Origin of the sequence: Trichormus variabilis 0441 (assembly GCF_009856605.1) — a bacterium.
GTDB classification, from domain to species: Bacteria; Cyanobacteriota; Cyanobacteriia; order Cyanobacteriales; family Nostocaceae; genus Trichormus; species Trichormus variabilis.
In genome coordinates this window covers 2,955,187-2,969,386 of sequence record NZ_CP047242.1, presented here as the reverse complement: position 1 = coordinate 2,969,386, position 14,200 = coordinate 2,955,187, and the positions used below count along the sequence as shown (strand labels likewise).

Annotated in this window: 13 protein-coding genes; 9 read left to right on the top strand and 4 right to left on the bottom strand. The window is 40.9% G+C overall.

Annotated features, from left to right (window positions below; genetic code table 11):
* The first annotated feature begins 64 nt into the window (after nucleotides 1–64).
* From hpsL to hpsP, 5 genes are all read left to right on the top strand, one after another.
* Complete coding sequence (gene hpsL, locus GSQ19_RS12070; protein ID WP_011318194.1) at nucleotides 65–1,726, top strand: hormogonium polysaccharide biosynthesis protein HpsL; 1,662 nt, start codon at nucleotides 65–67, stop codon at nucleotides 1,724–1,726.
* 244 nt (nucleotides 1,727–1,970) lie between these two features.
* Nucleotides 1,971–2,966, top strand: coding sequence for a hormogonium polysaccharide biosynthesis glycosyltransferase HpsN (gene hpsN, locus GSQ19_RS12065; RefSeq protein ID WP_011318193.1), 996 nt, complete (start codon nucleotides 1,971–1,973; stop codon nucleotides 2,964–2,966).
* 86 nt (nucleotides 2,967–3,052) lie between these two features.
* Nucleotides 3,053–4,240, top strand: coding sequence for a hormogonium polysaccharide biosynthesis glycosyltransferase HpsO (gene hpsO / locus GSQ19_RS12060; protein WP_011318192.1), 1,188 nt, complete (start codon nucleotides 3,053–3,055; stop codon nucleotides 4,238–4,240).
* Nucleotides 4,241–4,275: 35 nt separating this feature from the next.
* Nucleotides 4,276–5,069 (top strand): IS5-like element ISAva7 family transposase gene (locus GSQ19_RS12055; protein ID WP_104009889.1). Its coding sequence is split into 2 segments (ribosomal slippage): nucleotides 4,276–4,615 and nucleotides 4,615–5,069, totalling 795 coding nucleotides; the frame shifts between segments, so codons are not numbered across the junction.
* 143 nt (nucleotides 5,070–5,212) lie between these two features.
* Nucleotides 5,213–6,385 (top strand): hormogonium polysaccharide biosynthesis glycosyltransferase HpsP, encoded by a 1,173-nt coding sequence (hpsP, locus tag GSQ19_RS12050; protein ID WP_011318191.1) that lies wholly within the window; start codon nucleotides 5,213–5,215, stop codon nucleotides 6,383–6,385.
* 67 nt (nucleotides 6,386–6,452) lie between these two features.
* Here the strand turns inward: hpsP and GSQ19_RS12045 are convergent, their stop codons facing one another.
* Genes GSQ19_RS12045 through GSQ19_RS12035 form a run of 3 tightly spaced genes read right to left on the bottom strand, consistent with a single transcriptional unit; the run spans nucleotide 6,453 to nucleotide 10,093 of the window.
* Nucleotides 6,453–7,565, bottom strand: coding sequence for a substrate-binding domain-containing protein (locus GSQ19_RS12045; protein ID WP_011318190.1), 1,113 nt, complete (start codon nucleotides 7,563–7,565; stop codon nucleotides 6,453–6,455).
* A 30-nt stretch (nucleotides 7,566–7,595) separates the two neighbouring features.
* Nucleotides 7,596–8,321 carry a hypothetical protein gene (locus tag GSQ19_RS12040; protein WP_011318189.1) on the bottom strand — a complete coding sequence of 242 codons (726 nt, stop codon included), beginning with the start codon at nucleotides 8,319–8,321 and terminating at the stop codon, nucleotides 7,596–7,598.
* A gap of 59 nt (nucleotides 8,322–8,380) precedes the next feature.
* A complete protein-coding gene (locus GSQ19_RS12035; protein WP_011318188.1) occupies nucleotides 8,381–10,093 on the bottom strand; it encodes a VWA domain-containing protein in 1,713 nt (570 codons plus the stop codon).
* Nucleotides 10,094–10,450: 357 nt separating this feature from the next.
* Here GSQ19_RS12035 and GSQ19_RS12030 point away from each other — a divergent pair, with 357 nt between their 5' ends.
* Complete coding sequence (locus GSQ19_RS12030) at nucleotides 10,451–11,089, top strand: peroxiredoxin (protein ID WP_011318187.1); 639 nt, start codon at nucleotides 10,451–10,453, stop codon at nucleotides 11,087–11,089.
* A gap of 139 nt (nucleotides 11,090–11,228) precedes the next feature.
* Nucleotides 11,229–11,813 (top strand): Uma2 family endonuclease, encoded by a 585-nt coding sequence (locus GSQ19_RS12025; RefSeq protein ID WP_041456059.1) that lies wholly within the window; start codon nucleotides 11,229–11,231, stop codon nucleotides 11,811–11,813.
* 48 nt (nucleotides 11,814–11,861) lie between these two features.
* Here the strand turns inward: GSQ19_RS12025 and GSQ19_RS12020 are convergent, their stop codons facing one another.
* On the bottom strand, nucleotides 11,862–13,340 hold the full coding sequence (locus GSQ19_RS12020; protein ID WP_011318185.1) for an NB-ARC domain-containing protein: 1,479 nt from the start codon (nucleotides 13,338–13,340) through the stop codon (nucleotides 11,862–11,864).
* 96 nt (nucleotides 13,341–13,436) lie between these two features.
* On the opposite strand from GSQ19_RS12020, the gene GSQ19_RS12015 reads away from it, so the two are divergent.
* Both GSQ19_RS12015 and GSQ19_RS12010 read left to right on the top strand, forming a co-directional pair.
* Nucleotides 13,437–13,682, top strand: coding sequence for a UPF0175 family protein (locus GSQ19_RS12015; protein WP_011318184.1), 246 nt, complete (start codon nucleotides 13,437–13,439; stop codon nucleotides 13,680–13,682).
* Nucleotides 13,679–14,167 carry a PIN domain-containing protein gene (locus tag GSQ19_RS12010; RefSeq protein WP_011318183.1) on the top strand — a complete coding sequence of 163 codons (489 nt, stop codon included), beginning with the start codon at nucleotides 13,679–13,681 and terminating at the stop codon, nucleotides 14,165–14,167. The genes GSQ19_RS12015 and GSQ19_RS12010 overlap by 4 nt, the downstream gene beginning before the upstream one ends.
* The last annotated feature ends 33 nt before the right edge of the window (nucleotides 14,168–14,200 follow it).

Sequence of the window (14,200 nt, the reverse complement as noted above, 5' to 3'; positions counted from 1 at the left end):
CGCCATCCCTCTCAGCGCAATTGCACAAAATGATAAAGTCTAGGCGATGGAATAAAATGCCCCTATGACAGTATTAAAATCAAAAACCAAGGGTTTTAAAAAGTCGGCAAAAGATTCACAGGCAGAAACTCCCAGCCTGAGTATCAAAGAACGACTAGCCCAAAAACGCAAAGTAGCCCAGGCACGAAAAGAACTCATTAGCATAGTGAGTACTGTTACCTTTGTGAGCCTTTTTGTCGGGCTGGCGGTATTTTTAGTAGCCGGGATTAAGACAGCTGTTCCCCTTGTCTTAGGGATTATTATCATGTCCCTTTGCTACAAATACCCTCGTATGGGACTTATCGCGTTCTTAATATACGTACCTGCTGGTGGTACTATCACTTACTACATTGGTAACAGCCCAATTCTGCAATTAGCAAAAGATGCGTTCTACTTTCCAGCCCTAATCGCAATTTGGCAAGCTTGCCGTAAGCAAAAATTACCTTTAATCGTTCCCCCGGCAATTAGAATACCCCTATTTGTTCTACTGGGTACGTGTCTTTTGACACTAATTTTTGTTAATGGCGCACAACAATTCAACCCTCCTGACCTTGGCCCATTCAAACAAGCCAGCAATGAAATACCTTTAGGTATGGGTATTTTGGGGATAAAAGTGCTTTTAGGTTATTTACCTCTGATGGGTTGTGTTTATTACTTAATGAAGGATAAAAAGGACTTTTTATTAATATCGCGCCTACAAGTTAGTCTGATTTTGATATGTGGTACACTAGGTATTCTACAGTATTTATTGTTGCTAACTGGCATATGTGAAGGTACTAGATATGCTACAGGAAATGATTTATTCAGAGCAACACTAGAAGCACGTTGTTATATTGGTGGTTCTTTAGTATACAGTCCCAGCCAAGGCATGATTAGATTGCCTGGAACCTTTGTAGCTCCTTGGCAGTGGGCCTGGTTTTTAATTTCTAGTACTTTTCTGGCTTTCGCCACAGGTTTTTCTGATCCTTCCATCATTTGGCGGTTCATTAGTTTAGGTTCTATGGCGACTGTATTTATCAATGCGGTTGTCTCTGGACAAAGAATTGCCTTGACGTTAGTACCCGTCTGTTTTGTCATTCTGCTCTTACTTACAGGTCAAATCCGCAACCTGAAACGCTTTATTCCTATCGGTGCAGGTCTAGCGGCTATGTTGGCGATCGCTATGGCTAGTAACCCGGCGGTTGTAGAAGAACGCTTCAATAGTTTGGCCAGTCGTTGGGAAGCATCACCGCCTCAAGAATTTATTGTCCAGCAATTTGAAGACACCTTGAGAAGTACAAGTAATCCTCTAGGTAATGGTCTGGGTCGAGCTACTAACTCGGCTCGTACCTTGGGTTCAACTAGGTTGATTGAGACTTATTACCCTAAACTCCTGTACGAAGTGGGTTTCGCGGGAACATTTGGTTTCTTAGCATTAGTGACTGCCATAACAATTGCTGGTCACAAAGCCTATCGCTCAATCAAAGACCGTAATTTACGTACTTACGCGGCTGCTATGTGGGTGTTTATATTGTTTATTAGCTATAACACTTACTACTATCCTTTAGACGTTGACCCGGTAGCTGTATATTACTGGTTTTTCGCCGGTATATTGTTTAAATTGCCAGTCATAGACAAACAGGAAAAGGAAAATGCTGACCCTAAACAAAAGAACAAGAAAAAGCGTCCACAATTAAAACTTTTATAGACTAATACTAATTTTTTATGAAGCTGCATAGAATCAGATCCCCCCTAGCCCCCTTCAAAAGGGGGGAACCGGAAAAACACATATCAAAGTCCCCCTTTTTAAGGGGGATTTAGGGGGATCGAAATATGTGCAACTTCACATTAAATTGGTATAAACTCTCAGTATATGAGCAACAAATATGACAATGTTGTTTATGGCAGACTATTCTCTCAGCCAACAAATTTAAACTAAGTAGAAAGTCGTTATGAGTAATTTGCCTTTGATTAGTGTAGTCATACCAACCTACGGGCGAGAGGAAATCCTCAGAGATAGCATTGTCGATGTCTTAAATCAGGATTATCCCAATTATGAAGTTTTGGTAGTAGACCAGTCGCCAAAACACAAGCCAGAAATTGAAACTTACTTAGAAGAGGTAGCCGCAGCAGGTAAAGTTAAGTGGTTTCGCTTAGATTGGGCTAGTTTACCAGGCGCACGTAATTATGCGATACGGCGAGCCTCTGGAGAGATAGTTTTATTTATTGATGATGATGTCAAATTAAAGCCCGGATTTTTAGCAGCCCATGCAAAAAACTACATACAAAATCCCGATGTAGGAGCTGTAGCAGGTAGGGTATTTGACAGAATGAAATTAGGTGATTCTGGGGGAAATTTGGAGATTGAATATCTCCCACCTGAAGCGATGGACCCAGGAGTAGCTTGGTATCATATCGACTTGGTGCATACGGTCAAACCCCAGCAAGTATTAACCGCTAGGGGTTGTAATATGTCTTTTCGTCGAGAGATTTTTACTAAGTATGGACTCAGGTTTGATGAAAGATTTCGCGGTAGTGCAGTCCGTGAAGAGTCAGATTTTTGTTTAAGGTTGCGGCAGACAGGGTATAAAATTTGGTATGACCCAGAGGCAGATTTAATCCACTTAGGTGAAGAAACGGGGGGTTGTCATGATATTAGTATGCGATCGCTCCAATATCAATTCACTTTCTACCACAATCATTTCCTCTTAGGGTTGAAAAATCTCAATTTTAGCCAAGCTTTACGCCTATACGCCCGTTTATTTGATTGTCACGTCCTTGGTCGTCCCCCTTGTCACAAAAGCGGTTCTCCCGTCAAAATCGTTACCCGTGGCATATTCTATATCTTAGGTTTTTTCAGAGCGTTAGGAAGTGTCATCCAGTCAAGTTGGAATGATGGTCAAATTTACAGCCATCTGGATAAACAATCAGTAGTCAATGATCATTAGTCATTAGTCATTAGTCATTGGTCATTGGTCATTAGCAAATGACAACTGACAACTGACAACTGACAACTAACAACTAACAAATACTTATGAAAATTTTAGTTGCCAGTCACACTTATATTGTAGACCTCAACTGTCAAAAACTAAGAGCTTTATCTCAATTAGAACCGGGGATTGAAGTTACAGTTGTCGTTCCTAAAACTTGGAAACCCGGTGGTGTTCAAAATAAAATTATTGAAACCCAGTACCGTGATGAAGGTGCTTTTAAGATAGTTCCGGTTTCTAACTTTAGTCAAAATCATCAAGGGTTACTAACTTTTGGGGCTGATTTAGTATCTTTATTGCGTGAGTTTCGCCCCCAAGTAATTCAGGTAGAACAAGGTTCTAGGGGTCTTGCATACGCTCAAATGATTGCCTTGAATCAATTATTAAATCTGAAGGCAAAAAATATATTCTTTACTTGGTGGAATTTACCTTACGAATTAAAATTACCAATTGCTTTATTAGAGAAATATAACCTTAATAATAGCCACGGTATTATTTCTGGTAATCAAGACGGCGCTGAGGTTTTACGACAACGGGGATATCAAGGGAAAATTAAAGTTATGCCCCAATTGGGTGTAGATGAAACTTTATTTACACCTCAAGCACAACCAGAATTGGCGGCTAAGTTAGGCATCAAATCTGATGAATTTGTGATTGGCTTCGTGGGGCGATTTGTGCCAGAAAAGGGTTTGCTTACACTTTTGCAAGCATTAACTAAGTTACCTCTAGATAAAACTTGGAAGTTACTATTATTAGGACGCGGCCCCTTACAAGAAGAATTAATTAAAATTGCAGCAGAAAATCATATTCAAGATAGGGTAATTCTTATAGAAAGTGTCCCTCATGATGAAGTCGCCAACTATATCAATTTAATGAGTACTCTGGTACTGCCTTCAGAGACGACTTATAACTTTAAAACCTTAACTTCTGTGGGGTGGAAAGAACAATTTGGTCATGTGTTAATTGAGGCGATGGCTTGTCAAGTCCCCGTGATTGGTTCTGATTCCGGCGAAATACCCTATGTCATCGGTGATGCTGGCTTAGTCTTTCCTGAAGGCGATGTTCAAGCATTGGCGAATTGCTTATTGCAACTTATTGAACAACCGAATTTCACCAAAGAACTTGGTGAACGGGGTTATCAAAAAGCGATGGTTAAATATACAAATAAAGCTTTAGAGGCTATTTATAAAGTAAATCTAAAAGTGAGTATAAAAGTAAGCTTGGAGGTATAGGATACATGAAATATAGTGTATTTACATAGCTACTCATGGGACGAAAGTCTTACCCCACAGACTTAACTGATATGGAGTGGGAAATTCTGGCTCCATTGATTCCACCAGCCAAAGAAGGAGGGCATCCACGCACAACGGATATGCGTGAGATATGCAATGCTATCTACTATCACTTGAAAACGGGATGCCAATGGAATATGCTTCCGGGGGACTTTCCACCCAGTTCAACTGTTTACAGTTACTACCGCAAATGGCAGCGCAAAGGAGTCTGGGAAAAATTAAACCATACACTGCGCGGACAAGTTCGCACAAAACTAGGCAAATCAACGCAACCCACAGCGATCGCCGCAGACAGTCAGTCGGTCAAAACTGACCAAAAAAAGGGGAAGTGTACGGTTTTGACGGGTGTAAAAAGGTAAAAGGAAGAAAGCGGCAGACTCTAGTTGATAGCCTGGGACTGTTGTTGAAAGTTGTTGTCAGTGAAGCCAATGCGCCGGAACGGGTACTTGCTGCCTACGCATTAATGGAACTTTTAGAGGAGCGTCCGGAATTACTGGAAAAAGTTCAAGTCATGTGGGTTGATTCCGGTTACGACGGCGATAAATTTGCTCTTTCAGTTTGGTTGATGATCCAAGCACATGTTGAAGTCATACGGCGTACTGAGCAAGAATTCCGGATTTTGCCCAAACGTTGGGTAGTCGAAAGAACATTTGGCTGGTTGAACCAATATCATCGTCTCAGTAAGGATTATGAGCATCTTCCAGAGATGAGCGAAGCAGCTATATATGCTGTAATGACTAGGATTATGCTACGTCGTCTTGTATCCTAAAGATTTACTTTATAAATAATCTCTTAGCAAAAGAGCAATTTGAGTTTTACCAAGAATTGGTCAATGGTCAATAGTCAGTGGTCAATAGTCAATGGTCAGTGGTAATTGACAACTAACAACTGACAACTAACAACTAACAAATAATGAAAATTTTACAAATTGTCCCATCTATTTCTTTGATTTATGGCGGACCTAGTCAAATGGTATTGGGACTATCACCAGCGTTAGTAAAAGCAGGTGCGACAGTTACAATCATTACAACTGATAGCAATGGTGATAGTGGTCAAAAACCTTTAGATGTGCCTTTAAATGTTCCCATTAAACAAGATGGTTATGAAATAATATATTTTCGCTGTTCTCCATTTCGCCGTTATAAATTTTCTTTAGACTTACTCAAGTGGTTAAAAATTCACGCCTATGAGTATGATATAGCCCATATTCATGCTTTATTTTCTCCTGTAAGTAGTGCGGCAGCTACTGTATGTCGCCAACAAAAGTTACCTTATATTTTGCGCCCTTTGGGTACTCTTGACCCGGCTGATTTAGAGAAGAAAAAGCAATTGAAAAAGCTATATGTGGAAATTATCGAACGGCGTAATTTAGCTGGTGCAGCAGCAATTCATTTTACTAGTCAACAAGAAGCAAAAGTATCAGCCAGATTTGGTGTAGTGACACGGGATTTAGTCATTCCTTTGGGTGTGATTCCCCCGCCGAAGAAAGCAGAAAATACTTTAATTATTCAGTTGGGAATTCCAGAGAATATCCCGTTAATATTATTTATGTCGCGGATTGACCCAAAAAAAGGGTTAAACTTATTAATACCTGCGTTAGAGAAGCTATTAGCAATTGGGAATAACTTTCACTTTATCTTGGCTGGGACTAATCCCCAAGACCCAGATTATGAACAGCAAATAAAAGACCAAATTACTAACTCATCACTGCGATCGCATTCTACCATCACAGGTTTTGTTACTGGTGAGTTAAAAGCTAGTTTACTACAAGCGGCTGATTTATTCGTCCTACCTTCATACTATGAAAACTTTGGTATTGCGGTCGCTGAGGCAATGGTAGCAGGTGTACCTGTCGTTATTTCCGACCAAGTGCATATTTGGCAACAGGTACGCGATAGTGAGTCAGGCTGGGTAGGGACAACAGATGTAGAATCACTGATAGAACTGTTACAACAAGCACTACAAAATCCCCAAGAATGCCAACGCCGGGGACTCAACGCCCAAAATTATGCCTTACAAAATTTTAGCTGGGATGCGATCGCCCAGCAAATGATCCAAGCCTACCAAACAATCATCAAAACTTGAGTAATGACAACTGACTATTGACTATTGACTATTGACTATTGACAACTGACTACTGACTATTGACCAATCAATTCGCCCTTTCCCACAGCCGTTGCATTTCTGTAATCATCTCAGCCGTGGGAGGCGGTAAAGCTTGCACAGATGGTTTCACTTCAGCACCAGGAATATTTTGATTCCAAGGACTTTTAGGCACAGATTTTAAATCAACAGTATTATTCACTGGACGGAAACCATACTCAACTAATATTGCTTGCTGTGCTGGTTGCGTCACAAAGTCGATAAACTTCTTGGCTGCATTCGCCGTTCCTGAGTCAACATCCCGGCGAACAATTGCGGCTGTGGCTGTAGATTCAATGGATGGGTTTAAATAATATATTTGATAAGGCCTACCGTTATTTGTACTTGACTGTTGCCAACGATAAAGGGCGACACTTTCATATACTGTAGCGACATCAGCATCATTGGAACCTCTGGTAATAAATTCCTGCAACAGAATATCTGTAGACCGGGGTGGCTGATAAACTGATTTTTTCACCAAACCAAACAAAGACTGCACAGATGGATTATTAAAACTATTGCTGTTAACCTGTGTACCTAATTTTGATTGTGTCCACAGATTTAAAGTCACCTGACCACTGTTAGAACGGGTGGGGTCTGTGGTGACAAAATCAAAGCTACCCCAGTCTTTATTACCACCGATTTTTTCCCAGTTACTAGCTAGCATGGCTTGTTCGACTTTTTGCCATTGGAAGCGTCCATCAGGAAACAGGACTTTGCCACGTTCAGGCCAAGCAATACCCACTAATATGGTTTTGGCGATGGGTCGGGGAGAGTCGTAAAATGGGGCAGTATTGTTAGCGGCGCGCAGGCGATCGCTTAATTCTGTTAAAATTTCTCCATTGGCTGGAATTAACACCGCAGGTTTAAAATCATTTTTCTGGTCAACAAATTTGTTAACCATATCTTGAGAACCTTGAAACTTTAGTTCTAATTGAATATTCGGATTTTCCTGCTCAAATTTTGTTTCTAGTTTTTGTAGCGGTTCTTGTAATTCTGTACCACTGACAATAATGACAGTTTGCTGTAAAGCAGGAATAGGGGCATAAGTTAAAATTAATGATGCAGCAATAATCCCGGACGATATATAAATTGGGGAAGACTTTGACTTTTTATTAGCCATAAAGTGACTTTTTATCCCGGTTTTTGAATATTATTTACTTACTAACAATTCTAGATTTTCTGACAGGCTATTAAGCTCATCATTCAGTAATATCATGGCATTAATTTGCTCAGATTCATGTAAATCTGAGGCGCGTAATTTCGTCTGTAATCGCTGCAATAAACCCGCAGAATCTTGAATTAAAGTAGAAATATTAATGAATCTAGCAAGGCGAGTATCTTCACCTTCTTTAGCTAATTTGATATTACGTCGCAGACTATCTGCAAGTTGCTGCCAATGTTGTTTAGCGACACCGGAACTAGATAGCAGTTTTTGTTTAACTTCCTGTAATTGCGTCTGGAGTGATTCAACTGAAAGTAGAGAATTATTCCCGTTGATATTCCATACTAAAGTATCAATTTTACCTGGAAGTGCAACAGCGCGATCGCAATTCGTTTCCAGTCCTGCCAAAAGCTCGATTTGAAAAGAATCCGTGAGTAATTTCCTAGCCTCTAAACGCAAGTCATTTGCCTGATTTGCTAAAGCCAAAGCCGACACTTTCACAGAATTGATTTCCCTTTCCAAATCTGGATTATCTAATGTTAAATATGGCAACTCACGAGATTTTAAAAAACCAGCCCCAATCATAGTAACTCCCGCCGCCACAGGTAACATAACTAGACTTGGCAAGCTTCCCAAACGCACACCCACAAATAAACTTACCCCCCCAACCAAAACAGCCACCGGATAATCAAGCGGATTTACCAACTTCAACATAAAATCAACCTCAAAAACACTCTGCGTAACTCCGCGCCTACCTCAGCGCCCCTCCGCGTTTAAAACTCCACCTGTAAATCAGACATCAACCGCGAAATCGTCTCAGGATCACCTTTAGAATAATAACCTCCATTCAACTCAGCAATCTTCTTTAAAGCATCAGGATTAAACTCCCCTTCCTCACCATAACCAACTGTAAAAAAGCCAATTCTTTGGTCAGTAGAAAAACCACTTTTTTGCAACTCTGCTGATAGATTGTCCAAAGATATTTTTGAACCAGAATCTTCCCCATCAGTTAATATTAAAACTGCATTAATCGCCCCTTGACGACGATTTTTTTGTAACCAATTCCGCGCTTGGATAGCAGCATCATATAACTTTGTCCCGCCGTCAGCCCGAAGACCGCTAATAAACTGCACACCGCGATCGCGTCCTTGGGGAGTACCATCTACTAAGACAGGCTCTCTAATTTCTGAGTCAAAATCTATCAAAGCAATTTGTTCTTTTTTGCCCAAATTCTTAATATAATTTTGCAAAGTATTTTGGACGGCTGGTAACTTATTACCCTCCATTGACCCTGAAGAATCCACCACAACCACCACCAAAGATGGTTTTTTAGAAGCCTCCTGCCAAGATTTCAACATTGCATCTACTACCTCTGGTTTTGGTGGACGCAAAGAATCGTACTTAGCTTGTGCTACAACACCAAACTCAGGAGAGAACTTTGCACCTAAAGCTACTCCTGGGGTTCCTGGTCGCAGACCTAAATCTGGGGCAATTTTCTGAGTATCAGGCGATCGCCAATAAGTGATAAACTTCTCTGCACCAGCCTTCTCATCAGCACTCACCCAAGGCGCATTCGGCACAATTGCTCGCATATTAGAAGTAAACGTTGTCTTGGGGTACACTGCCTGATAACGCTCCTGTCCTGGTTGCAAGCTGGAATTTGCAGCAATCACACTCGATTCATACACAGACCCCACAGAAGCCCAAAACGGCCCGTTTTTCACCATCGCTTGAGCCAGAGAATTAGTAGAAACACCGTAACGAGTAATCTTACTTTGGATTTGCTGAATTTGCGGCTGAAAAGTCTGCACATCAGCAATGGTTAATTCTTCAGGACGCTTTCCAGACACACTAGTATACTGAGCTACTAAAGTTTGCAACCCCGAATTAGAACGAGTCGGTGCAGTGTGGACGTAATTAACTGTTAACGATGGTGAAGCAGGGTCTATATCGCGGTGAGTTTTCGCTGTCACTAAAGCCTTATAAGCATCAGGTACTTTCTGCAAACCGCCAGCCACATCCGCCTGTGCCATAAATACCATTGGACTATTAGCCAGCAATGGCGCATCGGTAATTTCCGGAATGTAATTTTGCCCCGGAAAAACTTGGTTGATTCGGTAAATTAACTGACTGTGATATATATCTCCATCCAGGGAAATTATTGTGGGAAAATCTGCCCCATCAGGTTGTAAAGTGCCGTTTTTTAGTTGAGTGGTCAATCCTAGCAACTTAGTAACAACATCACCGCTACCTTGCGCCTCACATTCCACCCGTAAAGCATTACCATTATCTAACTTAGGTTGCGTTGCATTAAAATTTTTTGCAGCTTGGTTACAAAAATCCCCCAAGGCGCTGCCAACTAAAACTTTGATCTTTAAACCCGTAAAATTATCTGTTGAGTTGGGGTTACTGCTACAAGCGGTTAGTAACAGGACACCTAAAACTGCTACAAGGCGTGTATTTAACCAAGACCCTTTGAGAATCATGTATTTATCCCAGCAAGTCGTTTATTTAAAATCTCTGCACTATCCAACTACTAGCCATACATTTATTAACACAATATTAGTGCCTGATTACACCAATACCCATCACAACCACAAATCCTTACCAGACGATTCCTGAAAACTTGCAAAACAAATTAATAAACGCTCAGGAAAAAATACATCCTATTTGTGTGATAATCAGAACTCGTCAGTATTATTCCCCATCAAGACAGACTTCTTTAGGGTTAAGAAATTAAAATTTTGTTAAAAACCACTAAAAGCCGATGGGGAAACCGATGTTGTTTTGCCTTTATGGCAAGATAGAATACATAGGCCTTACTTAACTACAGGGAATCTCTTATGGCTCTCCGTCTTGGTGATACAGTACCCAACTTTACACAAGCCTCAACACACGGCGATATAGATTTTTATGAATGGGCTGGTGACAGCTGGGTTGTGCTGTTTTCTCACCCTGCTGACTATACTCCAGTTTGCACAACAGAATTAGGAACAGTTGCCAAACTGAAACCAGAATTTGACAAACGCAATGTGAAAGCGATCGCTCTCAGCGTTGATGATGTAGAATCTCACAAAGGCTGGGTAGGCGACATCGAAGAAACTCAAAGCACCACCCTTAATTACCCCATTTTGGCAGACGCAGATCGTAAAGTTTCCGACCTTTACGACATGATTCACCCCAACGCTAACGCAGCTGTAACAGTGCGTTCAGTATTTGTGATTGATCCCAACAAAAAACTGCGTCTTTCATTCACCTATCCCCCCAGCACCGGACGTAACTTTGATGAACTGTTGCGGGTAATTGATTCCTTGCAACTCACCGATAACTACAGCGTAGCCACCCCAGCAGACTGGAAAGATGGCGACAAGGTTGTTATCGTCCCCTCCCTCAAAGACCCTGAAGTCTTGAAAGAAAAATTCCCCAAAGGTTACGAAGTAGTCAAACCCTATCTGCGGTTAACTCCTCAACCTAACAAATAATGATTGCCGAGTGAGAATAACTACTCAATATTGAGTAGATAAATTTTTAAGTCAATTTGTTTACAAGACGCAAAGCTTTATCTTTGCGTTTTTTTGTATTTACGTAAGAATGGAAAATAAAGTCAGATGTGGAACTATGATGCTGTCATCTCCCTTTGTCATCCAAATGCCACCATCAATGCAAATGACAGATGAACAATTCTTTGATTTCTGTCAAGTAAATCGTGACTTACGCATTGAAATGAATCAATTCGGAGAAATTTCAATTATGCCACCTACAGGTTCAGAGACAGGAAATCGTAACTTTAATGTAGCTTTACAGGTAGGAGTTTGGTCAGAAAAAGACGGTACAGGTATTTGTTTTGACTCCAGTACAGGCTTTACATTATCCACGGGTGCAAAACGCTCTCCCGACGCTTCCTGGATGAAATTAGAACGGTGGAATGCTTTATCATCAGAACAACGACAGGTATTTGCACCCATTTGTCCTGATTTTGTGATTGAACTGCGATCGCCTAGCGATAATCTCCAACCCCTCAAAGATAAAATGGCAGAATATATGCAAGAGCCAGGGGTACAGTTAGGTTTTTTAATCGACCGCAAACACCGCCGAGTTTATATTTATCGTCCTCATCAACCAGAAGAATTCTTAGAAAATCCTGAGACAGTTAGTGCAGATCCAGTTTTACCAGGATTTTCCTTGAATATGTCTAAAATTTGGTAATTCTCCACAACACTCTTTATACCCCTACATCCCTACACCCTTAAACCCCTACACCCCTTTTGTTATAATTGTTGTGATATTGCAAGCAATATAACCAATTGTTAAAGGTGATTTATCATTTAAAAGTAATAGAATTTGCTGGAGATTCTGTACGAGATTTGCCCCATAAATCTGCCAAAGTTTTTCTTGTAGTTGATGCAAAATGCGATCGCCTACAATATCATCACTACCCGGACGCAATAACCAATGGGTTCGCAGAACTTTAAAATCAGCGATATCTCGACTCTGCATCACCTGAATTATCTCTTGAGTTGCACGTTCTACTAATTCATCGGTGGCAATTTTCATCACCAGTGGTTGTAAGGTAAAAGCTGGTGCATCACTACAAATCCATTTTTCTAAAAGCGATCGCCTTTCTAAGCTGACAATAGCATCTAAAACTGTAGCTGGGTCAAGAGAAATCAGTAAATGAGTTTGCAATCGGCTAAAAGAGATTGGTTGTTGCCAAATTGCTAACCAATAGAGAATATTTTGTTCTAAATCGCTCAGTTGCTCAAACTGTTGCTTGAGAATAGCACGTAAGCGATCGCCAATTACTATCGTATTTTGACTCAGAAAAGCCGCAATATTCCCACCAAACACCGACTGAATCAACGGCGTAACTAGTTTGAGTGCCAACGGATTGCCGCGATAAAGTTGAATTAGGGGTGATAATCCGATTTCTTTACCTGTGAATCCTCTGGCTTGCAATAGTTTCACCGCATCGTCTTTTGGTAATCCCGTTAACGTGAGACTGCGAACAGTTTTAGTATTCGATTCAATAATATTTGGTTGTTCTCGACTGGTGAGGATAATGCAACTTTGATGATGAGCGCGGCTTAATTGCTGGATAAATTGATGATAGTGTTTCTCTGACTCATCCAACCCATCCAGAATCAACAAACACCGACGCTGTTGCAGATGGTGGATGAGTTTTGCGGTATCTGAGGGAATATCATCAACCGGAGTTTGCTTAAAGGTGTGGAGAAGTCCATCTAACAGGGGAACTAGGGATGGCACAGAATGAAGGGTTTTCCAGATTAAACCATCAAATTTTAACTGAAGCAAATCAGCTAAAGCCAGTGCCAGAGCCGTTTTACCAATGCCAGCAATCCCTGTGATGATGATTAGTTTACAGCGATCGCCTAAAATCCATTCTTCTAACTGGGCTAATTCTTGATTACGTCCATAAAAACTTTCAAGATCAGGTGCATCATCCCAGTCGAGGTATTGTGTAGAGGTTTCCTCAAAGTCTGCGTTAGGGATTTCTGCGATATTTTGCCAATCGTTAATCCCAACAGCTTGACAGATAGCGATGAAAATTTCTTGCTGAATGCGATCACCCTGCCAAAATCGCCGTAAAGTAGCTCTAGAAGTGTGAGCATCTTGCCACCAACACGCAGTACTAGTTTTCGTCCAGCCAAGACGTTTTCGCGCCTTGTCTACAATTCCCAGTCCAGTTGTTGATGCTTTGAGCGAGTTTGACATATACCTGTTAACTGAGCAGATCGTCTCTATTTTGGCTTAACAGAACTTTCTACTCATACAAATCAATAGAATAGTTATGTAGAGATAAATCCAGCCATGAGCATCGTTATTCCTGATGAAATTTTAGCTGCAACCCGTATGACTGATGCTGAACTGAAACAAGAAATTGCAGTTATGCTGTTTCAGAAAGATAAACTCACCCTTGCTCAAGCCAGTCGTTTGGCAGGGATGAACCGGATTGCATTTCAGCATTTGCTTGCCAGCCGTCAAATTCCGGTTCACTATGGGGTGGATGATTTTGAACAAGACATCAAAAACTTGCAGGATATGGGCAGGTTATGATTATTGTCAGCGATACCTCACCGATCAACAATCTTGCAGCCATCAATCACCTGAACTTACTGCAACAACTATATGATACTGTGATTATTCCGGAAACAGTTTACCAAGAACTAACTGATCCTGAATTTCCCGTAGCAGGTGCAACTGAAGTAAAAACTTTTGACTGGATTCAAACTCGTCAAGTGAGCGATCGCAATGTTGTAGAAGCATTGGCAAATGACTTAGATAAAGGTGAAGCTGAAGCAATCGCTTTGGCACTAGAAATCAAAGCGGATCAACTTTTGATTGATGAACGTCGTGGTCGTTTGATTGCTGATAGACTGCAACTTCGATATGTAGGGATTTTAGGCATTTTAGTTGAAGCGAAAAGTCGAGGACTGATTTCGACAGTCAAACCCTTAATGGATGCTTTGCGTAATCAAGCAGGGTTTTGGATTGATGCAGCTTTATACAATCGAGTTTTACAGCTTGTTGGTGAGGATTAATAGCCTGCTTTCCAACACCAATATTATGAGTAT